Here is a 24,913-nt window from a genome sequence, read left to right as displayed (position 1 = left end):
AACGCCGTATGTCGCAAGGAAGTGCCGCAAGCCTTGGGTTGCAGGACGCACCGTTGAGCAGCGCGTTCCGGCAGGCGTGGCAGCAATGGCAACAGGATTGGCTGCAGTTGCCCAAGGACAGCGAGGACGAAGCGGCACTGGTCGAAACCGTGGTCGAGCTGTCCACGCAGGCTTCGCAACGACTGTGGCGCACCGCGTATTCACGGGTTGGCGACTCGGCCACCGAACAGGTCAAAGCCGTGGTGTATGCGTTCGTCGCACTGGTCGACGAAACCCTGCTGTTCACGCCATGGCCGGGGCAGGGCGCATGGCAGGACAAACCGTTGGAGTCGCGCTTGTATTCCAGTCGTCAGGCTGGCGAGCAGGTGCCGGCGGCGATTCAAACCCTGCTCGACGAGCAGCAACCGACCACCCGCGATCTGGCCAACGTGTATTTGCAGTGCCTGATTCTCGGCTTTCATGGACGTCTGCGCGGCGAGCACAGTCAGGCACAGCTGGAAAAATGGCGATTGGCGCTGTTCGATTTTGCCTGGCAAGCCGAAGCGACGTACGCCGACGTCAGCCGTCGACTGGCGCAGCCCTCGCTGGCGACACCGTTGCAGATGCCGGTGCGCACCGCGCTGCCGGACGGCTTTCGTCTGGCGTTGGGCATTCTGGCTATCGTGCTGTTACTGACCGGGCTCGGGCATTGGTTGTGGCGTGACATCGGCCAACAGTTGACGCCGGTATTGCAAACCAGCGACGTGATGGATGCGCCGGAGCAAGACTCATGAGCCCGCTGACGATTGTCGCGTGGGTCGTCGCCATTGTGTTGGTGCTGGTGATCATCGGCGTGGCGGTGTGGTGGCTGCGCACTCAGAGCGGCGCAGCGATCCGCAGTTTTTATGCCTCGGTGCGCCATATGGAACGCGACCAGGGCAATCTCGACCGCTACCAGATGCCATGGCTGCTGATGCTCGGTGACGAGGTCCAGGGTACGCAACTGGTCAGCGAGTGGCGCTTGCAGCCGACCGACAAACCGGCGTGGTTCGGGCGCTGGTGGTCGGACCCCGAAGGCGCGGTGCTGGTGGTACCGCAGGCATTGTTCCTGCCGGATGACGGCATGCATTTGCAGCGCGGCAGTTGGTGGCGGCTGCTCGGCCTGATCCTGCGCTTGCGCAGCAAACGGCCGCTGGACGCGGTGATCTGGACGGTGCCGGTCAGTCGCCTGGACAATCTTGAACAAGCGACGCAGTTAGGTCTGGCCGCACGTCGACGTTTCATCGACCTGCTGCAACGCTTCGGCCTGAGCGTCCCGGTCTACGTGATTGTCACCGGGCTCGAGGAATTGCCGGGGTTTCAGGAACTGATCAGTGCGTTGCCGCAAGAAGCTCGCGAAGCCACGCTGGGCTGGTCGTCACCCTACGCCCGCGACGCCGTTTGGCAAGGCGCGTGGAGTGATCAGGCGCTGGATCAACTGCACCGCGCCGTGGCCGAAGCGGTGATTGAAATCGGAACGTTGTCGGGGCAATTGAGTGACGATCTGTATGCCTTGCCGGACCGTCTCGAGACTTTACGGCGTGGTTTGCAGAACGTGCTGGAGCCGGTATTTCAGGGCAATGCGCAAGGCGAGGCGCCGTGTTTTCGCGGCGTGTATTTCACCGCCAATGTCGCGGGGGAAGACGCGCAGAATGGTTTTAGCCTGGAAGACAACGGCTTGCAGCGCAGCGCGTTCGCCCGGCAATTGTGGCGCCAGCGCCTGGTTGGCGAACAGGGACTGGCGCACGGTGTGCCGCGCTTGCTGCGCCTGCGTCAACGTTGGCAACGGCTGACTGCCGGGGTGGCGCTGGTGGTGGGGGTGGTCTGGGCGGTGGCGATGCTGTGGGTCTGGCACGCATCGGTCAGGGATGCCCATGAACTGGCGCGGCAGATGCAGGGAGCGCAGAAGAGTTACGTGGCGGTCACCGATGAGGCGCAGCGAATCGACTCGACCCGGCGCAACGTGCAGGCTTTCTGGCGGGTACTGGAACGCGCCCCGCACTGGAACTACGTTTCGCTGGTGTTTCCGACGTCGTGGTTCTCCTCGCTCGACAACCAGCTCGAACAGGAAGTTTTTCAGTCCACCCGGCGCCATATGATCCTGCCTCTGCAACAACTGTTGAGCGCGGAGCTGGCGCAAATCAAGGCGATCCGCAGCACTGATCGGCGCAGCACTGTCGAAGGCGACGACCCGGCGCAGTGGCAGAACTATCAAAAGGCAACCGATCTGGTGAATCGGGCACTGCGTCTGGAACAGCAAAACCAACTGTTCAATCAGGTGCAAAACAATCAGCGCGCACCGCTGGAAGATCTGGTGCAACTGAGTAATAACGCGCTGTCCCTGAACCTCAACGCAGGCACCCTCGCGTATGCGCCTTTCTACAATCGTCTGCTGGTGGCGGGCGAGGACGGCAGCTTGCAGGCGCTTGACCTGAGCGCCGACCGGCCGCTGATCGTCAGTAATTTTTCCGGCTTGATGCAGCGCTGGCTCGATCAATATTTTCTCGCCGACAACTTTGTCAGCAAGGCCGGTTATCTCAAGTTGCACCTTGATCAACTGGAGGCCGGCAGTGGTAACAGCCTGACCGAGCTTGAAGACCTGACCGCGCTGGTCGACGATCTGCAAGCGGCGATTGCCCTGACCAATTCGACCTGGAGCCGCGGCAAGGGCCAGGAACTCGTGCCGGGTTATCGGGATTTCCTCGACAAGGTGGGCAAGAGTTCGCTGTTGGGGCCACAGGTGCAACAGGACCTCGACACACAAGCGACACGCTTGCAGCAGAGTTTTCGTGATCAATGGATCGCCCAGGTCGGCTCGCGCGACAATCTTCTCGTTCAGCAGGCCAGTGGGCAGTTGGCGTTGCAAGAACAGGTGGTGAAGCTCGATAACGCGATACAGGCGCTGTTCAAGCGTGACTTCGTTTCAGCGGCCTTGCGTGCCAGCGAAGACAACGTCAACTTGCAGGGCCAGACCGTCGATGGCGATGACCTCAATGAATCACTGAAATACTTCGCCGACTATAGCCGCTATATCGCTGAAGAATTACCGCGCATCCCGCCGGATTATCGCGGCGCGCTGCTTAAAGCCGCCGAGGGCGCCGCCGCCCAGGCAATGTGGTTGAGCCTCAAGGATCACAACGATCAGGCGCATCCTTATGCGGTGTTCAACGTGCAGGCCGAGCAAGCCATGGCCCTGCAAAAAGCGTTCGTCGAAGTCCATCGCACGGATCTGGCCACACAGCTGCAATCGGCACTCAATCGCCGCGCCCTGGCGCAGATTACCAACGCGTTGAGTGAAGTCACCGAGCAACCGCTGTTTGGCGGACGCAGCGAAATCAGCCAGTGGGATGGCTCGAAAAACCTCGGCCTGCAACTGTTCGGTGCCAGCGATGTGCAGGACCTGAAACTGAGCCTCAAGCAGCAATTCAACACCATGCTTGGCATCACCGAGCGGCGGACATCTTCGTTGCAGTGGCTGATGACGCAGCAAGCCAATCTGTCGGCGCTGGATTACGAACGGGTCACGCAATTCAGTGCGCTCAACGATGAACTGCTTAGGTACAAAGAGGCCAATCCGGCCAGTCCACCGGCGCAGATCGAGCAAATGATCAGTCGGGATTTCATCGAAATGGATGTCAATTCCTGCTTGCAAATGTTGCAGACGGTCAACCTTACGGGTGGGCGCGGCACGTTGGCGATGCGTGCGGTGGAGTTGCAGCAAGAGGCCATGCAGCGTTGCCAGACGCTGCAAGTGCAACAGGCTGCGACCGCATGGAATGACCTGGCCAATTACTTCAATCAATACCTGGCCGATCGCTTTCCGTTCGCCAATGGCGTGCAGATGCAGGACGCCGATCCGGCGCGGGTTGAATATTTTCTGCAACTGATCGACAAGCGTCTGCCGGTCGCCCAGGCCGGACTGGCTACCAATCAGACTCCAGAACGCCTGGCCGCGGCTGATTTTCTCAATCGCTTGAAGCAGGCCAGCACTTGGCTGACGCCGCTGTTTGTTCGCGACAAGAGCGGCATTCTCGGCGTTGAGCTGGACGTGCGTTGGCGCACCGATCGTGATGACGAGCAGGGCGCTGATCAGGTGATTGCCTGGGGCTTGCTTGCCGGCAGTCAGCAAATCAATTATCCGATGCCGGCCGAGCAACCGAACCTGCGCTGGATGGTTGGCCAACCGATTCGCCTGACCTTGCGCTGGGCGCGCAACGGCAAGGAGCGGCCGGTCAACGATCCGCTGCAACCGAACCTGGTGGTGCGTGATCTGGAAGCCGGTTGGGAGTATGGCGGGCCGTGGTCGCTGCTGCGGCTGATGCGCGCGCATTTCTCGGTGCAGCGCCAGCCGAGCATGGACTACACCGACTTCCCCTTGACCCTGCGCTTGCCAGTGACGGGCGCCGCCGACAGCGTCACCAGCGAATTCACACGGATGTTCGTGCGCGTTTCGTTGATGAGCCAAGGTTCTAAACTGCCGTTGTCGATTGCGCCGTTGCCGACCCGCGCGCCGCGCTCGCCGTTTCAGGCAACCGGCAGCACCGTCGCCCTTGAATCCCGGAAGGAGGGCTTGTGAGCCTGCCATCAACTACGTTGCCGGACCTGATTGATCAGTTGCTCGCGCCGATCAGTGCGGACGCGCCTTGCGGCGTCGATTTGCGCTATGAACGTGAGTTCGACCAGTTGCGCGACCTGCGCCGGGAAGACGATGCCAGCCTGCCGACCGGGGTCTGGCAGTCGACACTCAAGCGGGCGAATTGGCCCGATGTCGAGAAACTCACCACGACGTTATTGCTGGAGCGCAGCAAGGATCTGATGCTCAGCGCCTGGCTCGGCGAGGCGTGGTTGCATTTGCAGGCCCTGGACGGCCTGCCCGGCAGTCTGGCGCTGATCGCCGGTCTGTGTGAGCGCTTCCCCGAAGACTTGCATCCGCGCGCCGAGGATGGCGACCAGTCGTGGCGGGTTATTCCGCTGGAGTGGCTGGTGCGTCGGTACAGTGAAGTGTTGCTTACCCGCGTGCCTTTATTCGGCAGCCGTAACAGCGATTTTGAGGCTTATACCCTTGAAGTCTGGCGGCGTTTGCAGGTTCAGCAAGTGCAGGCCAACGACAGCAAGAACGCCAAGACCTCAGCGGAAGCCGCGCGCAACGAACAGAAAAAACTCAACGAACAGATTCGCGTCACGCCGCTGGCGTTCTGGCTACGCACTCAGGGCAACCTGTTGCTGAGCCTGCAACACCTGCAACGGCTCGATAGCTGGAGCGATGCCTATCTGGGTGATCAGGCGCCGGGACTTCGCCCCTTGCAGGACACCATTGAAGCGTTACTGAAGCTGGTTCAGGAGTTTATCGCCATGCACCCACAACAACCGGCGCCGCCACCCCCTGTGGTCGAAGTCCCTGCTGCCGTTGCGCCATCCGTCGAGGACGCGCCAATCGCGCAGGCCTTTCGTGAGCCTGCGAATCGCGAAGAGGCCTATCGCCAATTGCTGCTGATCGCCGAATACCTCGCCCGCACCGAACCGCATAGCCCGGTGCCGTATCTGATCCGGCGTGGAGTCGAGTGGGGCAACAAACCGCTGAGTGAATTGCTCGGAGAGTTGATCAGCGCCGATGCTGAATCGCGGCGCTTATGGACGTTGCTTGGCGTGCTTTAGTGCACGCGCTGGCTGCTGATTTTTGGCGGTAACTGAATCGGTGTGAGCACCGGTTGCCCGGAGAAGAACGCCTGCAGATTTTTCCCCACCAGTTCTACTGTGCCTTGGGTGGCTTCCGGTGACAGACCGGCGACGTGAGGCGTGAGCAACACATTACTCAGGGTTTTCAGCGCATCCGGCACGTGCGGTTCATGGTCGAAGACGTCTAGCGCAGCGCCGGCTATGCGCCGCTGCTCCAGCGCGGTGATCAGGTCCGCCGTGGCGATCACACTGGCTCGGGCAATGTTGACGATGAAACCGTTCGGCCCCAGCGCATCGAGCACCGCACGCGTCACCAGGTGCTGAGTGCCGATCCCGCCCGGCGTTGCGACGATCAGGAAATCCGAGGCTCGCGCCAGTTCGGTCGGGGTCGAGCAGAACGCATAAGGCACCTCGCTGCGCAATTGGCGGCTGTGGTAGCTGATCTGCATGTCGAAGCCGAGGCTGGCGCGCTTGGCAATCGCCAGCCCCACCGCACCGAGGCCAAGAATGCCCAGCCGTTTACCAGCCAGGGATGGACGCATGATCTTCGGCCATTCCCCCCGACGCACAGCGGCATCGCAGCGCGCAATATCGCGCACCAACGCCAGCAGCATCGCCATCGCATGATCAGCCACGGACGAGGCGTTGACCCCGGCGCCGTTGGTCACGGTAATCCCACGATCACTGGCGGCTTGCAGGTCGACCTGTTCGTAACCGGCACCGATCACCGTGATGATTTTCAACGCCGGCAGCGCGGCAATTTCAGCGGCGGTCAGGCCCAGCGGGCCACGGGTCAGCACTGCATCGATGCGTGCGCCGTGGGTGGCAATGGCTTGCGCACGTTCGGCCGGGGTGGGAGCAAGGATCAGGTGAAAACCCTGATGCTCGAGAATCGGCAGATAGTCATTGATGGTTTCAACCAGTACCAGAACGGTAGCGGGCATTGCGCGGCTCCTTTGAACAATGGCGGTTCGGTCGCGAAGTCGTAGCAGAGTGCTGATTCCAGAGCTGTTTGGCAATGGCTGAGCGCTGCCCCGTTTCAGCCAGTGTAGGAGCTGAAACGGGGAGCGCGCGGACGCTTCGTCAGAAGGTCACGTCGGCGCTGTCGATCAGCCTCGCGAAGCCGGCGCCGAGGGTTGCGTTGTGGTGTTCGATGATGGCTTGAGCAGGCAGCACCGGGGTGTCCATGCAAGTGTGAGCGTCGGCGACCACTACAGGTTTGAAGCCCAGGTCAGCAGCGGCGCGGCAGGTGGCGTCGATGCAGAACTGAGTCTTCATGCCGACGAGGTACAGGTCTTCGATTTTTCGGCTGTTGAGTTGCTGCGCCAGTTTGGTGCCGAGGAAGGCGTTGGGTCTGGACTTGTTGAAGATAATGTCGGTGTCAGCGTCCAGCTCCAGCGCTGGCAGCAATTGCCAGAATGAACTGCCAGCAGCAACCGGCGAGCCTTGGGAGCCAGTGTGGCGCACGGCGTAGATGGGTACGTTTTGTTGGCGGGCTTTTTTGATCAGGTGCTGAATGTTGGCGAGAACCGGTTCGCCCTTGTGGGGTTTTTCCGGGCCGTGGAACAGACCGACCTGCATATCGATGATCAACAGCGCAGCAGACATGGTGTTTCTCCTTTTGACGAGCGGGGTAGCTGATGCCGCACGGACGGGAGAAACAACAAGGCCCCGTCCATTGCTGGCGGGGCCTTGGGTTTGCTGCGCTGGTTTTTACCTCAGACGCAAACACCACGACCCGCCGGTGGCGGTCGTGGTGGTGCGGGTGAAGTGCAGCGAGCGAAGGTTCATGAGGTCGATCATGCTGGTCGTGTTGGGCGGCTGTCAATCAAGTGCTCGATAACCGGGCGCCGCCGGAGCAGACCACACGCTGTGGGAAGGCGATCGGCCCGCCGTAATCTCAGTAGCGACGTTGTATGAGGCGGCCTACTCAACTCGCGGATTTTGCCTACGAAATCGCCGGACTCATCTGCTATCTGGCACGGGATGAATAGGAAATCATGAGGGTACAAAGCAGCTCGGCAGCCAGTGCCAATAGCCAAGGAAGGCGCATGCTTCAGGATGATCGCGACAATCTGGAACTCCAAAGGCTAATGAACGAAACGCGGAAACTCGCGGCTGAGAGACAAAAGCTGCTAGCGGAAGCAAAAAAGCTAGAGAGGGAGACGAATTTATATCCACTCGCCGTGTTGGGTGGGGTGGTGACCGCAATCACTGCAGTAGCAGGCGTTTTTTTCAAGTTTTGAGTGTTCGCGCTTCTCAACAGTCAGGCCCATGACCCAAAAAGGAAATCAACATGAGTACATTTGACCGCAAAGCCATGATTGAGCAGTTAGATCGAGAGCACGATGAATGGGTTGAGAAAATGCGTATCAAGGACAAGGACGATATGTATCCAGTCTGGGGGATGCTGGGGTTCGGCATTTTTTGCATGTCACTTGGATTCATCCTGGCTCGATCGATCTGATCAAGTCGCCCGATCATATTCGGCGCTGGTGCTTGCCAGAAAACGACACTGCACGTACCCATCGCCGACAGCTAATTTCCCAAAAACGACATACCTCTGATCTGCTCCGCACAACCATTCCTCAGCTAAGTCTTTGCTTCTGCTCATTTATCACGGAGAATCGCGCCCCTGTTTCGGCCGGAGCATGTCTGTCGGTTTTTTCCGACGCGTCCTGACCGAGTGGCAAGTGACCGGAATGCGGAGATCCGACCGGATGAATGATCAGGCCAATAGCGTCGAAGAGCGCTTTGATGCAGCAGCACCCGCTGAACTTTCGAGCTGGAATCGCCAGGACACCACCTGGATGTTGGGACTGTTCGGGACGGCCATCGGCGCCGGCACCCTGTACTTGCCGATCAACGCAGGGATCGGTGGCTTCTGGCCGCTGGTGATCCTCTCGCTGTTGGCCTTCCCGATGACGTTCTACGCACACCGCGGTCTGACCCGGTTTGTGCTGTCCGGTCGCGAAGGCGCCGACATCACTGACGTGGTCGAAGAGCATTTCGGCATCAAGGCCGGGGCGCTGATCACACTGCTGTATTTTCTTGCCATCTTCCCGATCCTGCTGATCTACAGCGTCGGCCTGACCAACACGGTCGCCAGTTTCCTCGAACATCAACTGCACATCACACCGCCGCCACGCGCGCTGCTGTCGTTCGTGCTGATCCTTGGTTTGCTGGCAGTGGTGCGTTGTGGCGAACAGGCGATCGTCAAGGCGATGAGTTTGCTGGTCTATCCGTTTATCGTCGCGCTGCTGTTTCTCGCGGTGTACCTGATTCCGCACTGGAATGGCGGCATCCTCACCACCGTGTCACAAGTGCCCGCGCCGTCGGAGCTGCTGCACACGCTGTGGCTGGCGATCCCGGTGATCGTGTTCTCGTTCAACCACTCGCCGATCATCTCGGCGTTCGCGGTCGATCAAAAGCGCCGTTACGGCACCCACGCCGATGAGCGCAGCTCGCAAATCCTTTGTCGTGCGCACCTGCTGATGGTGGTGATGGTGCTGTTCTTCGTGTTCAGCTGCGTGCTGACCCTGTCACCAGCACAACTGGCTGAAGCAAAGGACCAGAACCTGTCGATCCTGTCGTACCTGGCCAACCACTTCAGCAACCCGACCATCGAATTCGTGGCACCCATGATTGCGTTCGTGGCGATTTCCAAGTCGTTCCTCGGTCACTACATTGGTGCCAGTGAAGGTCTGAAAGGTCTGATCATCAAGAGCGGCAAGCGTCCCGGCGCCAAGGCGCTGGATCGCATCGTGGCGGCTTTCATGCTGGTGGTGTGCTGGATCGTGGCGACGCTGAATCCGAGCATCCTCGGCATGATCGAGACCATCGGTGGCCCGGTCATCGCGGCGATCCTGTTCCTGATGCCGATGTATGCGATCCGCAAAGTGCCGGCGATGGCGCGCTTTCGTGGTCAAGCGTCCAATGTGTTCGTCACCGTGGTAGGTCTTGTGGCAATTTCGGCGGTGGTTTACAAACTGACGATGTAAAGCAAGATCAACAGAAAAGCCACTGCACACGATGTGTGCAGTGGTTTTTTTTCGTCTGGATGAAACCGCCACGTAGGAGCGAGCCTGATCGCGATAGCGGTGGCACATTCAAAGACAATGGTGGCTGACACACCGCCATCGCTGGCAGGCTGGCTCCCACAGGGATTGCAGGTGTCTGCGCAATGGTGGGCATCACACCAAATATTGTAGGAGTGAGCCTGCTCGCGATAGCGTTGGCTCATTCAAAGACGATGGTGGCTGACACGGCGCTATCGCTGGCAAGCCAGCTCCCACAGGGTTCTGTGTGATGCCCACCAATGCGCAGACACCCGCAATCCCTGTGGGAGCTGGCTTGCCAGCGATGAGGCCGGAGCAGGCGGCGACGATTCTGCAGGCATAAAAAAACGCCGCTCATCTCACGATGGGCGGCGTTTTTCATGGCGTTGTAACGTTAGGCTTGAACGACCGGGATGTTGGCGTTCGCAGCAGCTTCACGGAACTCGGCGATCTGGTCGAAGGACAGGTAGCGGTAGATATCGGCCGCCATGCTGTCGATCTTGCCAGCGTATTCCATGTACTCCTCGACGGTCGGCAGGCGACCCAGGATCGAAGCAACCGACGCCAGCTCGGCCGAGGCCAGGTAGACGTTAGCGCCGTCGCCCAGACGGTTCGGGAAGTTACGGGTCGACGTGGAGACCACGGTGCTGTTCGGCTCTACACGTGCCTGGTTACCCATGCACAGCGAGCAGCCTGGCATTTCCATGCGCGCGCCAGCTTTGCCGTAGATGCCGTAGTAGCCTTCTTCGGTCAGTTGGTGAGCGTCCATCTTGGTCGGCGGCGACAGCCACAGACGGGTTGGCAGCTGACCCTTGACCTGATCCAGCAATTTACCGGCAGCGCGGAAGTGACCGATGTTGGTCATGCACGAACCGATGAACACTTCGTCGATTTTCTCGCCAGCAACGCTGGACAGCAGACGGGCGTCGTCCGGATCGTTTGGTGCGCAGAGCACAGGCTCGCTGATGTCGGCCAGGTCGATTTCGATGATTTCGGCGTATTCGGCGTCGGCATCGGCTTCCATCAGCTCAGGGTTGGCAACCCAGGCTTCCATCGCTTGTGCGCGACGTTCCAGAGTACGTGCATCGCCGTAGCCTTCGCCGATCATCCAGCGCAGCAGGGTGATGTTGGAGTTCAGGTACTCGGTGATCGACTCTTTCGACAGCTTGATGGTGCAACCGGCAGCCGAACGTTCGGCCGAGGCGTCGGACAGCTCGAAAGCCTGTTCCAGCGTCAGACCTTCCAGACCTTCGATTTCCAGGATGCGGCCGGAGAAGGCGTTTTTCTTGCCTTTCTTCTCGACGGTCAGCAGACCGTTCTGGATAGCGAAGTAAGGAATGGCATGAACCAGGTCACGCAGGGTGATGCCAGGTTTCATTTTGCCCTTGAAGCGCACCAGGATCGATTCCGGCATGTCCAGCGGCATAACGCCGGTGGCTGCGGCGAACGCGACCAGACCGGAACCGGCCGGGAACGAGATGCCCATCGGGAAACGGGTGTGCGAGTCACCACCGGTACCGACGGTGTCCGGCAGCAGCATGCGGTTCAGCCACGAGTGGATGATGCCGTCGCCCGGACGCAGGGAAACGCCGCCGCGGGTCATGATGAAGTCAGGCAGGGTGTGGTGGGTGGTCACGTCGATCGGCTTTGGATATGCCGCGGTGTGGCAGAAAGACTGCATCACCAGATCAGCGGAGAAGCCCAGGCACGCCAGGTCTTTCAGTTCGTCACGGGTCATTGGACCGGTGGTGTCCTGAGAACCTACGGTGGTCATCTTCGGTTCGCAGTAGGTGCCAGGACGAACGCCTTTGCCTTCTGCCAGACCGCAAGCCTTGCCGACCATTTTCTGCGCCAGGGTGAAACCCTTGGTGCTTTCAATTGGAGCATCCGGCTTCTTGAACAGATCGAACGGTGGCAGACCCAGTTCGGCGCGAGCCTTCTCGGTCAGGCCACGGCCGATGATCAGCGGGATACGGCCGCCAGCACGAACTTCGTCCAACAGCACCGGAGTCTTCATTTCGAAGGTGGTCAGGACTTCGTCGGTGCCGTGTTTGCAGACTTTGCCAGCATGCGGGTACAGGTCGATCACGTCGCCCATGTGCATGTTGGAGACGTCGAATTCGATTGGCAGTGCGCCGGCATCTTCCATGGTGTTGTAGAAGATCGGAGCGATTTTGCTGCCGAAGCAGAAACCGCCAGCGCGCTTGTTCGGCACGTAAGGAACGTCGTCGCCGAAGAACCACAGCACCGAGTTGGTTGCCGATTTACGCGACGAACCGGTACCGACCACGTCACCGACGTAGGCGATCGGGAAGCCTTCACCGCGCATTTCTTCGATCTGCTTCATCGGGCCGATGGCGCCCTGCTGATCAGGAACGATGCCGTCGCGCGCCATTTTCAGCATGGCCAGGGCGTGCAGCGGGATGTCTGGACGCGACCAGGCATCTGGAGCCGGGGACAGGTCGTCGGTGTTGGTTTCGCCGGTGACCTTGAACACGCGCAGGCTGATCTTGTCGGCCAGGGTCGGGCGGTTCTTGAACCACTCGCCGTCAGCCCAGGATTGCAGCACGGCTTTGGCGTGAACGTTACCGTTCTTGGCTTTTTCGGCCACGTCGTGGAACGCATCGAACATCAGCAGGGTGTGCTTGAGTTGCGCGGCAGCGACTGGCGCCAGTTCGGCGTCGTCCAGCAGGTCAACCAGGGTCACGATGTTGTAGCCGCCCTGCATGGTGCCGAGCAGTTCTACAGCGCGCTTCTTGTCCAGCAGAGGGGAGGAGACTTCGCCCTTGGCCAGAGCAGACAGGAAACCGGCCTTTACATAGGCAGCTTCGTCCACACCTGGTGGAATGCGATTGGTGATCAGGTCAACGAGGAAAGCTTCTTCGCCAGCCGGAGGATTCTTCAACAGCTCGACCAGGCCGGCTGTTTGTTCGGCGTTAAGCGGCTGGGGAACGATACCCAGTGCTGCACGCTCTTCGATATGTTTGCGGTAGGCTTCAAGCACAGTTATTACCCTCATCAGTGGTCCCAAATGGGTGTCCGGGACGCTCGTCGCGAAATGCTCGTACTCATGCGCTGCGTGGCGTTGTGGGCCACTTAGCCAGAATTACCGACCATTCCTTACAGAAGCTGCTTTCAAAGTTTTACGCCTGCAGAGGGGGAGCTGATGAGGGTTGGCGTTGGGCTTTTCCCCGCTGGAAAAACCCGTCGCCAACACCGCTCTGAAGGAACGACTGTGCTCGTGACGCTTTGAAAACAGCTTCTAACGGACATTTGCGCCTTAAAAGGCTGGCTGATTCTACGGCAAAAAAAATTTAAAGGTAAGTCGGGCTCTATTGGACTTTGGTGGCGTTGTGCGTAGCCGGTCCAAACACCGGGCCAGCGCTTGCCCCTGACGTTTGAGGGGTGATCAATGCCTGACAAAGGGCTAACATGCCGACCTGTTCCGCGTTTCAGTGCCTTTGCCTACTTTATATGCCCAATCAGACCATCAAGACTCCCTGCGTCGGCCTCTGCTCCACTGTTTACGGTGATCTGGTGTGCCGTGGCTGCAAGCGTTTCCATCACGAAGTGATCAATTGGAATGGTTACGGCGAGGAGGAAAAGCGTGCGGTGTGGCTGCGTCTGGAGCAGTTGCTGTCACAAGTGATGGCGAGCAAGGTCGAGATTTTCGACCCGGCGCGGCTGCGCCAGCAGCTCGAACAGCGCAAGATCCGCTTCGTGCCGCATCAGTCGGAATATTGCTGGGCCTATCAGCTGATTGCCCGTGGCGCGCGGGTGATCATTAATCTGGAAGCCTACGGCATGGTGTTGCTGCCGGAATTCCGCGACTGGAATCTGCCGGAATTGCGCGATGCCATTGATCGGGAATTCTTCCTGCTGTCTGAAGCGCACTATGAGCGCTACATCGCGCCAGGATTTCTTAAGGACGCCTTTGGCGCTTGAAGGCAAAAGATCGCAGTCTTCGGCAGCTCCTACAGGTAGAACGCATTCCCTTGTAGGAGCTGCCGAAGGCTGCGATCTTTTGATCTTTAGTGCTTCACCGCCAACTCCACCAGATGATCCTCAACCTCCTGCGGCTTGAGCACCAGCACATCACTCTCCAGCGCATCCAATATCACTTCGGCCGTGTTCCCGATCAACGCCCCTGACAATCCGGAACGCGCGACGGTGCCAATCACAGTGACGGCCGCTTGCAGCTTGTGGGCTATAAACGGAATCAACACATCCGCCGGACCCTCCTCGATATGCAGGTGCGCGTCATCAACGTCGAATTCGGCTTGGAAGGCCCGGCACTGCTCGCGATATCGCGCTTCTATGGTTTCGCTGAGCTGCATCGTCGGGTCGGCCGACGATAGCATTGGCGACGGGTGGGCGCTGATGACATGCAGATGCGCCTTGGCCAGGCTGGCAATGTCATAGCCGTGATCGATGATCGTCGTGTGCAGATGCCGATGCTCCCCATCGGTATTGCCTACGTCGATCGCCGCCAGAATCACCTTGTCCTTCCACGAAGTTGAGGTTTTCACCAAGAGCACCGGGGTAGGGCAGTGACGCAGCAGTTTCCAGTCGGCGGGCGTCAGCAGCGCTTTTTTCAACGAGCTGTCGGGAAAATGCTGTTTGATCACCAACCCGCAACCTTCTGCTTGCTGCACATCGATGATGGTTTCGTGCAGGCTCTCGTTCCACGCCTGTTCGGTGGTCACGCTGTAACCGTCCGCCAGCAGCGCGGTTTTGAGCACGCCGAGCATGCCGGCATGATCATGCTTCTTGTCGCACACCAGCAGGTGCAGATGGGCCTGGGTCACGCCAGCGATCAGTTTGGCGCGCTTGAGCGCCAGGCTTTCCGAATGTTCGGGTTCGATGACCACCAGAATGCTGCGAATGGCTTGCATGAGCGGAGTCTCCAGCAAAGAAAAGGCACGGCGTTGCACAACTATAGTTGCTGCTTGAACACCTGCGACTTGATGCATATCAACGCCAGCCGCTGGTGGTCTGCCCGCAGGCCGGTATAATCGGCGCCCTTCGCTCGAACACCTTTTGCCGTGAGCCCCATGATCCTTCCCGAAATCCACGAATTCCTTGGCTGCCGCACACCTGACGCCTGGGTCCAGGCTGCACTGGCCGATCAGGAAACCCTGCTGATTGACCACAAGAACTGCGAGTTCAAGGCTGCCAGCACCGCGCTGAGCCTGATAGCCAAGTACCATTCCCACGTCGACCTCATCAACATGATGTCGCGTCTGGCCCGGGAAGAGCTGGTGCATCACGAACAAGTCATGCGCCTGATGAAACGCCGCAAGATCGAATTGCGCCAGCTCCACGCCGGTCGCTACGCCTCGAGCCTGCGCAAAGTGGTGCGCAGCCACGAGCCGGTGAAACTGGTGGATACGCTGGTGGTCGGCGCGTTTATCGAAGCGCGCAGTTGCGAGCGTTTCGAAGCACTGGTGCCGCATTTGGACGAAGAACTCGGCAAGTTCTACTTTGGTTTGTTGAAAAGCGAGGCACGGCATTTTCAGGGTTATCTGAAACTGGCTTATCAATATGGTGAGGCGAAGGATGTTGCGCAGGTGATCGAGAGAGTCCGCGCCGCCGAGCAGGAGTTGATCGAATCGCCGGATACGGAATTCCGCTTCCACAGTGGCGTGCCTGCCGCTGTATAACCTTGTGAAACCGCCTATGTAGGAGCTGCCGAAGGCTGCGATCTTTTGATCTTGCTTCTAAAATCAAAATCAAAAGATCGCAGCCTTCGGCAGCTCCTACAGGGGGTTGCATTTCAAATGCAGGCGGCGATGTTGTTTCATGATTGTTAAAAACTCTTAAGAGTATGAAACATCACCGAAAACCGGCCCCCGCGGCCGGTTTTTGCTGCCTGGGATAAACGTCTCGCCCCTGATTGCCGCCATAATGCCGGCCACTTCACAGATGGTTGGCAGATGGTCGTTATGGATAACCTGGGTTTTGGCAAAGTCCTGTTGGTGGAAGACGATGAGCGCCTCGCCACACTGATCGCACATTTCCTCGAACAACATGGCTACGAGGTGCGCACGGTGCATCGCGGTGATCTCGCCGTGGCGGCTTTTCTGGCGTTCAGGCCCAAAGTCGTGGTGCTCGACCTGATGCTGCCGGGGCAGAGCGGTCTGCACGTGTGCCGGGAAATCCGCAGTGTGTCGGACACGCCGATTGTCATTCTGACGGCCAAAGAAGACGACCTCGATCATATTCTGGGCCTGGAGTCCGGTGCTGATGACTACGTGATCAAGCCGATCAAACCGCCGGTGTTGCTGGCTCGATTGCGCGCCTTGCAGCGCCGGCAGGTGCCGGACAGCGGCGTGGTGCATTTCCTTGAATTCGGTCAGTTGAGCATTGATCGCAGTTGCCGCGAAGTGCGCCTGGGGGGCGAGATCATCGAAATGACTACCATGGAGTTCGAGCTGCTGTGGCTGCTGGCCAGTGCCGCCGGCAATACGCTGTCGCGCGATGACATCCTCAATCGCATGCGCGGCATTGCCTTCGATGGGCTCAATCGCAGCGTCGACGTGTACATCAGCAAGTTGCGCAACAAGCTCAAGGACAATCCCCGCGAACCGGTGTGCATCAAGACCGTGTGGGGCAAGGGATATCTGTTCAATCCGTTTGCGTGGGAGTTGTAGATGCTGCGGTTATTCCTCGGGCTGTTTCTGGTGATGACGGTCGGTCTGGTGCTGGCGTTGCAGACGGTCGAACACACCTTCAACGCGTTGCTCGACAACCAGATGCAGGCCTACAACCGCGAGGCGGTGCGCGGTCAGGCGTGGTCGTTGGTAGATCATTTGCGCGGGCGGCAGGGCGCCGATCGTGAGCAGCGACTGGAGAGCTTACGGCCGCATTACGGTCTTACACTGAAACTGGTCGAAGCCGATCAACTGGCCCTGACGCCAGAGGAAAAAGCCCAATTGGCGCAGGATGTGCTGGTGATCCGCGACAACTACACCCAGTTCATCAGCAACATAGACGGCGGTTCGCAGGTGCTCAGCATCAAGCTGCCGCCGGAACCGAGCCTGATGCCGTTCTACATCGCCGCCGCTTACGGGATGCTGGCGGTGTTGATCGGTATCGTCCTGTTTTTCTGGGTGCGCCCGCACTGGCGTGACCTGGAGAAGCTGCGTCTGGCGGCAGAGCGCTTTGGCGACAACGATCTGTCGGCGCGCATTCAGTTGTCCAAACGCTCGAACATCCGCGACCTGGCCGAGCACTTCAACTTGATGGCGGCGCGCATCGAAGGCTTGATCGCCAATCAGCGCGAACTGACCAACGCCGTCTCCCATGAGCTGCGCACGCCGATTGCGCGGCTGTCGTTTGAGCTCGACCAGCTTAAGCAGTTGCCGGACGCCAGTCAGAACCGCGAACTGATTGCCGACATGTACGCCGACCTTGGCGAGCTGGAGGAAATGGTTTCGGAACTGCTCACCTACGCCAGCCTTGAAAGGGGTGCGACGGTCATCAAGCGCGAGAACATTCAAGCGGCCAATTGGCTCGACAGCGTCGTCGGCAGCGTGGCGCTGGAGGCGGAAGCGGCGGGGGTGCAGTTGTTGATTGGTGAGTGCCGGCTCGACACGGTGCGCATCGAACCGCGCTTCATGGCGCGGGCGGTGATCAACCTGCTGCGCAATGCCATTCGCTATGCCGAGCAGCGCGTGGAAGTGACGCTGGTGCGCACCGGGGACTATTACGAAGTGCGGGTCAACGACGACGGGCCAGGCGTGCCTGTGCATGGCCGGGAGAAGATTTTCGAACCGTTCTCGCGGCTGGATGCCAGTCGCGATCGGCGTACCGGTGGTTTTGGATTGGGACTTGCGCTGGTGCGGCGGGTGTCGCAGTCCCATGGCGGTCAGGTTGAAGTCGGCGATTCGCCATGGGGCGGAGCGTCGTTTCGGATGACCTGGGCGCATCTGGATTAACGATGCTGGCCGGGGCAGACACAAAAAACTGTAGGAGCTGCGGCACGCTGCGATCTTTTGATCTGGCCTTTAATACCAGGATCAAAGATCGCAGCGTGCCGCAGCTCCTACACTTGGATTGCGTTTGCAGATGCTCGCCAAGGTTCCGTGATTTATCGCGTCAGCCCGAGGCGTTCATGCCATTGGGCGATGGATTCTTCAGGGTAAAGCTCGAATTGTTGATCCTTGGGCCTGGCATCGACCTCGACCCACGGCGCTTTCGAGCCCAGCATCAGGTGAGTGTGCTCCGGCGGCACCGGCAACGGTGTGTCGATGGCCGAAGCGAACGGGTGGATCAGCTCCGGCCATTCCGGGCTGAACAGCCACAATCCAGTGCCGCACAGCGAACAGAAATGCCGTTCGGCGCTGCTGCGGTGAGCACGTTTTTCGCCTTCGTCTTTCATTCGTGCGTGGTAGATGCTGATGTGTTTGCGACCCCGAACCTTGAGGCTCGTGGCGTCGCCGCCGAGGTTGATCGCATAGCCGCCACCGCCCTGGGTCTTGCGGCAGATCGAGCAATAGCAGCGTTGATAAGGGTAGGGGTGGGCACTGGTGAGGCTGAACGAAACCTCGCCGCAATGGCAGGAGCCTTCGAGGTGCATGGGTGCTCTCCGATAGCAGGGTTGAGCGCTTGAGCCTAGATCATTGTGCCGGGTGCCTGCCGGTGTGATTCGACGCGCGCCCGCAGCGTCTAGCCCCTGTGTCCCCGCAATCCCATGGGGCGAGACTTCGGAACCCGGCATGCAAGCGCTGTTGAACGAGATCCTTGACGCTGTCCGGCCACTGATCGGGCAGGGCAAGGTGGCTGACTATATTCCCGCCCTCGGCACCGTGCCGGCCAATCAATTGGGCATCGCCGTCTACGGCAATGATGGCGAGATGTACTGCGCTGGCGACGCCGAAACGGCGTTTTCGGTGCAGAGTATTTCCAAGGTGTTCAGCCTGGTGCAGGCCATCGATCATTCCGGCGAAGCGATCTGGGAACGCCTTGGCCATGAGCCGTCCGGTCAGCCGTTCAACTCGCTGGTGCAGCTGGAATTCGAGCGCGGGCGCCCACGCAACCCGTTCATCAACGCTGGCGCGCTGGTGATCTGCGACATCAACCAGTCGCGTTTCGCCGCACCGACCCTGTCGATGCGTGACTTCGTCCGGCGCCTGTCGGGCAACCCGCAAATCATGATCGACGGCAAAGTCGCCGACTCCGAATATCAGCACCGCGCGCGCAATGCGGCGATGGCTTACCTGATGCAGTCCTTCGGCAACTTCCACAACGACGTCGAAGCGGTGCTGCGCAGCTACTTCAGCCACTGCGCCCTGCGCATGAACTGCATCGATCTGGCCCGGGCGTTCTGCTTCCTGGCCAATGACGGTTATTGCAAACACAGCGGCGAACAGATTCTGACTCGGCGCCAGACTCAGCAGGTCAACTCGATCATGGCCACCAGCGGTCTGTACGACGAGGCGGGTAACTTTGCCTATCGCGTCGGTCTGCCGGGCAAGAGCGGCGTCGGCGGCGGGATCGTCGCGGTAGTGCCGGGGCAATTCACGGTGTGCGTATGGTCGCCCGAGCTGAATGCCGCGGGCAATTCGCTGGCGGGCATGGCGGCGCTGGAGATGCTCAGTTCGCGGATTGGCTGGTCTGTGTTTTAACCCTATAGCACGAACGCTGAAAAAACCTGTGGGAGCTGGCTTGCCAGCGATGGCGGCGGATCAGGCGACATCAATTTTGAATGTGCCGGCCTCATCGCTGGCAAGCCAGCTCCCACAGGGTTAGTCATGTTTGCGGAAGGTGTATTTCAGCGAAGAATCCTATACATTTTCCGGCCGCCCTCTGCATGGTGAATCCGCTTCATGTCTCTTGCGCTCGAACGTCTAGTCGCTGGCACGCCGATCCCTTTCGCTGGTAACCGCGTCACTGTGGTCAGCCCCGAACTGGCTGCGCGTTTTCAGCCCGGTGACCACCTTTTGGTGGAGCAGGTGACTGGCGAGTTATTGCTGATTCCGGTGGTGGATCAACAAGCGGCGTCTGTTGCGATCGAGCGCGCGGCTGCGGCGTTTGGCGCATTGTCGGCGGTGTCGGACGAGGCGATCAGCCAATTCTTCGATCTGTTCGCGCAACGTCTGGAAACCGCCGATTGCTGGGCGCAGATCGAAGCCGCCAACCTCACCGATATCGAGCGCGCCAAGGCTCGCGGACGTTCCACTACACGGCTGCTCGCCGATGAGCGCATGCGCCGCGACATGATTGCCGGTCTGCGGGCCTGGCGTGATGCGCCACCGACGCGCGGCAAAGTCATCAGCAGCGTCGAGCACGACGGCTGGAAGGTCGAGCAAGTGGTTTCGCCGCTGGGCATTGTCGCGTTTGTCTTCGAAGGTCGCCCTAATGTATTTGCCGATGCCGCCGGGGTTCTGCGCACCGGCAATACTGCGGTGCTGCGCATTGGCAGTGATGCGTTGGGCACGGCGCAAGCCATTGTCACTCACGCGTTGAACCCGGCGCTGGCAGCGGCGGGTCTTCCGGCGGGCGCTGTGTCGTTGGTGGAGAGCGTCAATCACGCGGCCGGTTGGGCGATGTTTGCCGATCGGCGCCTGTCGCTGGCGGTGGCTCGCGGATCGGGGCGTGCGGTCAGTCAGTTGGGCAGCATTGCGCAGCAGGCGGGGACTGCGGTCAGCCTGCATGGCACCGGTGGCGCGTGGTTGATTGCCGATCGAGACGCCGACGCTCAGCGCTTCGCGGCAGTAGTGCGCAACTCACTGGATCGCAAGGTCTGCAACACCCTGAATGTCTGCCTGATTCAGCGCGAACGTGCTGCTGAACTGGTGCCGCTGTTCCTTGATGCGTTGCAACAGGCCGGCACCGCACGCGGGCAGGGCTGCAAGTTGCACATCGTCGAAGGCAGTGAAAATTGCCTGCCGACCGAATGGCAGAGCGCGACGGTGCAGGTTTATCGCGCCGAGGGTTATCAGACTGAAGCGCTGGCCGAACCACTGGCGGAATCCGCGTTGGGCCGCGAGTGGGAATGGGAGGAAACGCCGGAAGTCAGCCTGATGATCGTTGACGATCTGGATCAGGCGATTGCGCTCTTCAACCGTTATAGCCCGCAATTCACCGTGTCGCTGATCAGCGAAAGTGCGCAGGTTCAGGAGCGTTTTTACAACGCAGTCAACGCGCCGTTCGTGGGCAACGGCATCACCCGTTGGGTCGATGGCCAGTACGCCCTGAACAAGCCGGAGCTGGGGCTTTCGAACTGGGAGAGCGGGCGCTTGTTTGCGCGCAGTGCGATTCTTTCGGGGGATGGCGTATTTACTGTCCGCAGTCGCATGACTCAAACAAACCTCACCGTAAAACGCTGAGTACCTTGTGTAGGAGCTGCCGCAAGCTGCGATCTTTTGATTTTGGTTTTTTAGAAGCAAGATCAAAAGATCGCAGCCTTCGGCAGCTCCTACAGGGTGATCAGGCAGCGGCTTTTGCTTGAACTGCGCAAACTGCCGGTTGCTCGGCCAGCGGTACAAAGGTGCGGCGGTCCGAGGACAACGCATCAATCGAGCCAGTCTCGATGTCGTACACCCAGCCATGCAAATTCAGCAGGCCTTTCTCCTGCGCCAGGCGCACGCTCGGATGGGTCTGGATATTCGCCAGTTGCGCGATCACGTTTTCGCGCACCATCGAACTCAATTTCGCCGCGTCACTGGCATGCGGCCGCGCCTCATTCACCACTTTCGCTGACTCGGCATGCTGCAACCAACCGCTGACGGCGGGCAGGTGATCCATGCATTTGCACTGGGCAATCGCCGTCATCGCACCGCAGTCCGAATGGCCGCAGATCACAATGTCGGTCACGCCGAGCACCGCCACGGCGTATTCCACCGTCGCCGAAACTCCACCCGGATGCGGACTGTAGGACGGCACGATATTACCGGCATTGCGAATCACAAACAGCTCGCCGGGTTCTTGCTGGGTCAGCAGTTCCGGCACGACCCGGCTGTCGGAACAGGTGATGAACAAGGTGCCGGGCTGCTGAGTGGTCGCCAGTTGTTTGAACAGTTCGGTGCGTTGCGGGAAGGCTTCGTTCTGAAACTTCAGGAAACCGTCGATCAGGGCTTTCATGTGCATGTCCTCTTCAATGGAGATCGGTGAGCCCGCACGCGAGGTGCGGGCCGGGACGCATCAGAACGGACGCAGGGGCAGGAATTTGCCGTCGAGGGTAACCACGGCGCGGGAACCGCCTTCCGGGTCTTCGACTTTTTTGATGTCCAGTTTGAAGTTGATCGCGCTGATGATGCCGTCGCCGAATTGCTCATGAACCAGGGCTTTGAGGGTGGTGCCGTAGATCTGGATCATCTCGTGGAAACGGTAGATGGTCGGATCGGTCGGCACACCGCTGAGGCTGCCGCGCAACGGGATGATCTGCATCGCCGATACATCAGCTGCATCCAGCTCAAGTTTGTCGCCGACCACTTGGGCAGCGCTTTCCGGCAGCGGATGCTGGCCGAGCAGGGCGGCGGTGACGAACGCCAGGCTCAGGCCGGTGCCGTCGGTGAGATCCTGCCACGACAGATTTTTGCCTGCCTTGGCGTCGAGAATGCGGGTGGTCAGGGCCAGGCTGGTGTCGTTGTAGGCGTGGGACTGTTGCATGGTGTCACTCCTTTCAGGGTTGGCTTGCTGTGTGGGACTGATCTTCTGCCGATTGACCCATAGCGTCCAAGACCCATATACAATGCTTCGCATAAGCCCTGCCTATAGATGGTGTGCCCGATGCTGTTGCGACATTTGCGTTATCTGCTCGCCGTTGCCGATCACGGCGGCTTCACCCGCGCTGCTGAAGCGCTGCATGTGTCACAGCCGACGCTGTCACAACAGATTCGCCAACTTGAGGAAACCCTCGGGGTGAACCTGTTTGATCGCACCTCCCGGTCGGTCAAGCCAACGGACGCCGGTGAGGCCTATATCGAATGCGCGCGGCGGGTGCTGGTGGAGCTGGAGGCGGGCAAGCGGGCGCTGCATGACGTGAAGGATCTGTCGCGTGGCACCTTGCGCCTGGCCATGACGCCGACGTTCATGGCGTATCTGGTCGGGCCGCTGGTGCGCGACTACACGGCGCGATTTCCGGGGATTCATCTGGAGATTTTCGAGTTGTCGATGGATGACATTGAGGCGGGGCTGGCGGATGACTCGCTGGATATCGCCATTGCCTTCACCCCGGTGCGCAATGCGGATATCGAGTGCATTCCGGCGTTCACCGAAGCTTTGGGAATCATGGTCGGGCGCGAGCACCCGTTGTACGACAGCACGTTAAGGCTGACACCGGATGACATCGCACAGCTGAATTTTGCCTTGCTGGCGCCGGACTTCATCACGCGCTTATCGGTGGATGAGTATTTCCGTCAGCACGGCATCACGCCCAAGGTGCGTATTGAAGTGAATTCGGTCAGTACGCTGCTGGAGGTGGTGCGGCATTCGCCGATTGCGACGATGTTGCCGGAGGCGATTGCGACTGAGGATCGCGCTTTGCGCAGGCTGCAGGTTGAAAGCGAAGCGCCGCAGCGCGGGGCGGCGTTGTTGCGGCGCAAGAATAATTATCACAGTGCGGCGGCGGAGGCGTTCACCAACCTTGTCCTCAAAACACATCCTCACCTGTAGGAGCTGCCGAAGGCTGCGATCTTTTGATCTTGTTTTTAAAAACCAAAGTCAAAAGATCGTCCGATCGCGGCCCGAGCCTTCGGCAGCTCCTACAGGGGATAGTAAAAAAGGGCCTGCTTCCATTGGGAAGCAGGCCCTTTTTTAATGTTGAAGTTGTGGCTTAGCAGAACCGATCAATCACCCGAACTTCATTCTTGTTCTGCATCGAGTCCCACGCCTGTTTCAGCGTCTGCAGAACATTACCGATGAAGTCCTTGTCGGCCGCGGCTTTTTTGCCGACATAACCTTGGCCGCGGCGGTACATCTTCAGGCGGGCCAGCAGGTTCTGATTGTTGCGGTCGAACTCTTCTTCGCCAGCGTGGGGCGCCAGGCAGTCGATATGCACTTGGCCCGACTTGCTGATCCACAGAATATGGCTGTCGAGGCTGTCTTTTTGCGCAGCGAACATACGAGCCAGTTCTTCGATAGTAGGTTGATTGTTCAGATTCATGATTTTGCCCCTTGACCAGTTTGGTGATCTTTCTAAGTTGATTCGCTAATACAGGTAGCCCATCGGTTAGTTGATCCCTGGCACCGAAACCAGGACGTCAGCGCTCGCCCGTTTGAAGTACGGGGTCGTGCATCTGTTGCATGTAGTCGTGTTGAATAACTGCTACGCAATAGCGTCACAACGAGGAGAAGCAGCGAAAACCGGGAGGCCTTTGTCGACGTTTTCAGGGTCGACGCACAAGCGTCTTGAGAATTTTCGCCAGCGCTTCTCGTCCTTGTACTGGACGTTCAGGCCAGGTCAGCTTCTTCAATCTGCCTTGTGGGCAGCGTGTATCCGGAAAAAACAACTCGGCGGTCAGACGAGTTTGCTCAAGCGTGTTACCCGTGTTCCCGATCGGGGAACGTCTTCATCATGCAAAAGCAAAACGACGCCGTCAACGGTTTTGTAGTGATTATTTTTGAGCACTACATATTGTCGGACAAAGCTGTTTTGGAATGAGAACGGATCCGTTCAGGCAACGGAAACGGGGCTGCGCAGGGTATAGAACGTGCACGGATAGCCGTCTACATCGCGGTGGCTCAAAGTGAGTTCGGCTCCGGCCAATTCCGGCATTAGCCTGGCCCAGAAGCGCTGTGCGGGCAGGTTGGCGTCGATATGGAAAATCTGCCACCGACCGGGGATTTGGCTCAAGAGGGCAGAGACGACAAACTGCGCGACGCCTTGGCCACGCATGCGTCGGGTTATGAAGAAGTAGCCGATATTGAATTCGGCGCCGGCGATGTGGGTTTCGTTATCCACCGTGACGAAGCCGGCGAGTTCGCCGTCGACGCGGATCAGAAAGGGTCGGGTGTCCGGGTGGCGCCAGTAAGCGTCTTTTGGCTGAAGGGCGAAGAAGCCATGCCCGGCGAGCTTCAGCGGCAGCCATTCGCTGAAGTCGTACGCGTAGAACTGCATCAGGTTTTCGATGATTTGCAGTTCGTCACGCTGGGCGGGGTGGAGTTCGATGTTGGGCATTTTGGCGAATCTCCCACTGTGATGACTCCAATATTGT

At 59.4% G+C, this 24,913-nt stretch carries 22 protein-coding genes; 13 read left to right on the top strand and 9 right to left on the bottom strand.

Features of this window, described 5'->3' with window-relative positions:
* The first annotated feature begins 8 nt into the window (after positions 1-8).
* The 3 genes from ACA061_RS15900 to tssA are packed head-to-tail and all read left to right on the top strand — an operon-like array spanning position 9 to position 5,673.
* Complete coding sequence (locus ACA061_RS15900; protein WP_150602865.1) at positions 9-773, top strand: DotU/TssL family secretion system protein; 765 nt, start codon at positions 9-11, stop codon at positions 771-773.
* Positions 770-4,594, top strand: coding sequence for a type VI secretion system protein (locus ACA061_RS15895; RefSeq protein ID WP_497299593.1), 3,825 nt, complete (start codon positions 770-772; stop codon positions 4,592-4,594). The genes ACA061_RS15900 and ACA061_RS15895 overlap by 4 nt, the downstream gene beginning before the upstream one ends.
* Positions 4,591-5,673: a type VI secretion system protein TssA gene (gene tssA, locus ACA061_RS15890; protein WP_150602863.1), complete on the top strand. Its 1,083-nt coding sequence runs from the start codon at positions 4,591-4,593 to the stop codon at positions 5,671-5,673. The genes ACA061_RS15895 and tssA overlap by 4 nt, the downstream gene beginning before the upstream one ends.
* Here tssA and ACA061_RS15885 read toward each other — a convergent pair.
* Together ACA061_RS15885 and ACA061_RS15880 are read right to left on the bottom strand one after the other, a co-directional pair.
* Positions 5,670-6,638: a 2-hydroxyacid dehydrogenase gene (locus ACA061_RS15885; protein WP_150602862.1), complete on the bottom strand. Its 969-nt coding sequence runs from the start codon at positions 6,636-6,638 to the stop codon at positions 5,670-5,672. The genes tssA and ACA061_RS15885 overlap by 4 nt on opposite strands.
* 139 nt (positions 6,639-6,777) lie before the next feature.
* Complete coding sequence (locus ACA061_RS15880) at positions 6,778-7,302, bottom strand: cysteine hydrolase family protein (RefSeq protein ID WP_497299592.1); 525 nt, start codon at positions 7,300-7,302, stop codon at positions 6,778-6,780.
* Positions 7,303-7,745: 443 nt separating this feature from the next.
* On the opposite strand from ACA061_RS15880, the gene ACA061_RS15875 reads away from it, so the two are divergent.
* The 3 genes from ACA061_RS15875 (at position 7,746) to ACA061_RS15865 (ending at position 9,695) form a co-directional block, all read left to right on the top strand.
* The gene (locus ACA061_RS15875; RefSeq protein ID WP_150602860.1) at positions 7,746-7,940 is read left to right on the top strand and encodes a hypothetical protein; all 195 of its coding nucleotides are present in this window, start codon (positions 7,746-7,748) and stop codon (positions 7,938-7,940) included.
* Positions 7,941-7,990: 50 nt separating this feature from the next.
* Complete coding sequence (locus tag ACA061_RS15870; RefSeq protein WP_191626428.1) at positions 7,991-8,161, top strand: hypothetical protein; 171 nt, start codon at positions 7,991-7,993, stop codon at positions 8,159-8,161.
* 253 nt (positions 8,162-8,414) lie between these two features.
* Positions 8,415-9,695, top strand: a complete 1,281-nt coding sequence (locus ACA061_RS15865; RefSeq protein WP_150615304.1) for an HAAAP family serine/threonine permease — start codon at positions 8,415-8,417, stop codon at positions 9,693-9,695.
* A 451-nt stretch (positions 9,696-10,146) separates the two neighbouring features.
* Here ACA061_RS15865 and acnB read toward each other — a convergent pair whose 3' ends face one another.
* Positions 10,147-12,756: a bifunctional aconitate hydratase 2/2-methylisocitrate dehydratase gene (gene acnB, locus ACA061_RS15860; protein ID WP_497301944.1), complete on the bottom strand. Its 2,610-nt coding sequence runs from the start codon at positions 12,754-12,756 to the stop codon at positions 10,147-10,149.
* Positions 12,757-13,226: 470 nt separating this feature from the next.
* On the opposite strand from acnB, the gene ACA061_RS15855 reads away from it, so the two are divergent.
* Positions 13,227-13,697: a DUF1289 domain-containing protein gene (locus tag ACA061_RS15855; RefSeq protein WP_497301942.1), complete on the top strand. Its 471-nt coding sequence runs from the start codon at positions 13,227-13,229 to the stop codon at positions 13,695-13,697.
* 86 nt (positions 13,698-13,783) lie between these two features.
* On the opposite strand, the gene uspL is transcribed toward ACA061_RS15855, so the two are convergent.
* On the bottom strand, positions 13,784-14,647 hold the full coding sequence (gene uspL / locus ACA061_RS15850) for a universal stress protein UspL (RefSeq protein ID WP_210699808.1): 864 nt from the start codon (positions 14,645-14,647) through the stop codon (positions 13,784-13,786).
* Between the two features lie 159 nt (positions 14,648-14,806).
* On the opposite strand from uspL, the gene ACA061_RS15845 reads away from it, so the two are divergent.
* From ACA061_RS15845 to ACA061_RS15835, 3 genes are all read left to right on the top strand, one after another.
* Positions 14,807-15,415: a MiaE family protein gene (locus ACA061_RS15845; RefSeq protein ID WP_150602857.1), complete on the top strand. Its 609-nt coding sequence runs from the start codon at positions 14,807-14,809 to the stop codon at positions 15,413-15,415.
* Between the two features lie 282 nt (positions 15,416-15,697).
* Positions 15,698-16,405 (top strand): response regulator, encoded by a 708-nt coding sequence (locus ACA061_RS15840; RefSeq protein ID WP_210553199.1) that lies wholly within the window; start codon positions 15,698-15,700, stop codon positions 16,403-16,405.
* Complete coding sequence (locus ACA061_RS15835) at positions 16,406-17,692, top strand: ATP-binding protein (RefSeq protein ID WP_150615305.1); 1,287 nt, start codon at positions 16,406-16,408, stop codon at positions 17,690-17,692.
* 152 nt (positions 17,693-17,844) lie between these two features.
* Here the strand turns inward: ACA061_RS15835 and ACA061_RS15830 are convergent, their stop codons facing one another.
* Complete coding sequence (locus ACA061_RS15830; protein ID WP_497299591.1) at positions 17,845-18,333, bottom strand: GFA family protein; 489 nt, start codon at positions 18,331-18,333, stop codon at positions 17,845-17,847.
* A 139-nt stretch (positions 18,334-18,472) separates the two neighbouring features.
* Here ACA061_RS15830 and glsB point away from each other — a divergent pair, with 139 nt between their 5' ends.
* Together glsB and ACA061_RS15820 are read left to right on the top strand one after the other, a co-directional pair.
* A complete protein-coding gene (gene glsB / locus ACA061_RS15825; RefSeq protein ID WP_150592233.1) occupies positions 18,473-19,381 on the top strand; it encodes a glutaminase B in 909 nt (302 codons plus the stop codon).
* Between the two features lie 201 nt (positions 19,382-19,582).
* Positions 19,583-21,085, top strand: a complete 1,503-nt coding sequence (locus ACA061_RS15820) for an aldehyde dehydrogenase family protein (RefSeq protein ID WP_497299590.1) — start codon at positions 19,583-19,585, stop codon at positions 21,083-21,085.
* Between the two features lie 100 nt (positions 21,086-21,185).
* On the opposite strand, the gene ACA061_RS15815 is transcribed toward ACA061_RS15820, so the two are convergent.
* Together ACA061_RS15815 and cynS are read right to left on the bottom strand one after the other, a co-directional pair.
* Positions 21,186-21,839: a carbonic anhydrase gene (locus tag ACA061_RS15815; RefSeq protein WP_497299589.1), complete on the bottom strand. Its 654-nt coding sequence runs from the start codon at positions 21,837-21,839 to the stop codon at positions 21,186-21,188.
* Positions 21,840-21,899: 60 nt separating this feature from the next.
* Positions 21,900-22,367, bottom strand: coding sequence for a cyanase (gene cynS, locus ACA061_RS15810; protein WP_497299588.1), 468 nt, complete (start codon positions 22,365-22,367; stop codon positions 21,900-21,902).
* A gap of 120 nt (positions 22,368-22,487) precedes the next feature.
* Here cynS and cynR point away from each other — a divergent pair, with 120 nt between their 5' ends.
* Positions 22,488-23,372: a transcriptional regulator CynR gene (gene cynR, locus ACA061_RS15805; RefSeq protein WP_497299587.1), complete on the top strand. Its 885-nt coding sequence runs from the start codon at positions 22,488-22,490 to the stop codon at positions 23,370-23,372.
* A gap of 160 nt (positions 23,373-23,532) precedes the next feature.
* Here cynR and ACA061_RS15800 read toward each other — a convergent pair whose 3' ends face one another.
* Positions 23,533-23,862, bottom strand: a complete 330-nt coding sequence (locus tag ACA061_RS15800; RefSeq protein ID WP_042559618.1) for a hypothetical protein — start codon at positions 23,860-23,862, stop codon at positions 23,533-23,535.
* 510 nt (positions 23,863-24,372) lie between these two features.
* A complete protein-coding gene (locus tag ACA061_RS15795) occupies positions 24,373-24,876 on the bottom strand; it encodes a GNAT family N-acetyltransferase (protein WP_497299586.1) in 504 nt (167 codons plus the stop codon).
* Positions 24,877-24,913 lie beyond the last annotated feature (37 nt).

The sequence above is a fragment of the Pseudomonas sp. LBUM1668 genome, assembly GCF_059695715.1.
The sequence above is the reverse complement of the archived record's forward strand: the minus strand, read 5'-3'. Positions and strand labels throughout refer to the sequence as shown.

What these genes read in the sequence shown, in the direction of transcription:
- ACA061_RS15900 (WP_150602865.1), top strand. Translation starts at nt 9, where the DNA reads ATGTCGCAAGGAAGTGCCGCAAGCCTTGGGTTGCAGGACGCACCGTTG.
- ACA061_RS15895 (WP_497299593.1), top strand. Translation starts at nt 770, where the DNA reads ATGAGCCCGCTGACGATTGTCGCGTGGGTCGTCGCCATTGTGTTGGTG.
- ACA061_RS15885 (WP_150602862.1), bottom strand. Translation starts at nt 6,638, where the DNA reads ATGCCCGCTACCGTTCTGGTACTGGTTGAAACCATCAATGACTATCTG.
- ACA061_RS15880 (WP_497299592.1), bottom strand. Translation starts at nt 7,302, where the DNA reads ATGTCTGCTGCGCTGTTGATCATCGATATGCAGGTCGGTCTGTTCCAC.
- ACA061_RS15875 (WP_150602860.1), top strand. Translation starts at nt 7,746, where the DNA reads ATGCTTCAGGATGATCGCGACAATCTGGAACTCCAAAGGCTAATGAAC.
- ACA061_RS15870 (WP_191626428.1), top strand. Translation starts at nt 7,991, where the DNA reads ATGAGTACATTTGACCGCAAAGCCATGATTGAGCAGTTAGATCGAGAG.
- ACA061_RS15865 (WP_150615304.1), top strand. Translation starts at nt 8,415, where the DNA reads ATGAATGATCAGGCCAATAGCGTCGAAGAGCGCTTTGATGCAGCAGCA.
- ACA061_RS15855 (WP_497301942.1), top strand. Translation starts at nt 13,227, where the DNA reads ATGCCCAATCAGACCATCAAGACTCCCTGCGTCGGCCTCTGCTCCACT.
- uspL (WP_210699808.1), bottom strand. Translation starts at nt 14,647, where the DNA reads ATGCAAGCCATTCGCAGCATTCTGGTGGTCATCGAACCCGAACATTCG.
- ACA061_RS15845 (WP_150602857.1), top strand. Translation starts at nt 14,807, where the DNA reads ATGATCCTTCCCGAAATCCACGAATTCCTTGGCTGCCGCACACCTGAC.
- ACA061_RS15840 (WP_210553199.1), top strand. Translation starts at nt 15,698, where the DNA reads ATGGATAACCTGGGTTTTGGCAAAGTCCTGTTGGTGGAAGACGATGAG.
- ACA061_RS15835 (WP_150615305.1), top strand. Translation starts at nt 16,406, where the DNA reads ATGCTGCGGTTATTCCTCGGGCTGTTTCTGGTGATGACGGTCGGTCTG.
- ACA061_RS15830 (WP_497299591.1), bottom strand. Translation starts at nt 18,333, where the DNA reads ATGCACCTCGAAGGCTCCTGCCATTGCGGCGAGGTTTCGTTCAGCCTC.
- glsB (WP_150592233.1), top strand. Translation starts at nt 18,473, where the DNA reads ATGCAAGCGCTGTTGAACGAGATCCTTGACGCTGTCCGGCCACTGATC.
- ACA061_RS15820 (WP_497299590.1), top strand. Translation starts at nt 19,583, where the DNA reads ATGTCTCTTGCGCTCGAACGTCTAGTCGCTGGCACGCCGATCCCTTTC.
- ACA061_RS15815 (WP_497299589.1), bottom strand. Translation starts at nt 21,839, where the DNA reads ATGAAAGCCCTGATCGACGGTTTCCTGAAGTTTCAGAACGAAGCCTTC.
- cynS (WP_497299588.1), bottom strand. Translation starts at nt 22,367, where the DNA reads ATGCAACAGTCCCACGCCTACAACGACACCAGCCTGGCCCTGACCACC.
- cynR (WP_497299587.1), top strand. Translation starts at nt 22,488, where the DNA reads ATGCTGTTGCGACATTTGCGTTATCTGCTCGCCGTTGCCGATCACGGC.
- ACA061_RS15800 (WP_042559618.1), bottom strand. Translation starts at nt 23,862, where the DNA reads ATGAATCTGAACAATCAACCTACTATCGAAGAACTGGCTCGTATGTTC.
- ACA061_RS15795 (WP_497299586.1), bottom strand. Translation starts at nt 24,876, where the DNA reads ATGCCCAACATCGAACTCCACCCCGCCCAGCGTGACGAACTGCAAATC.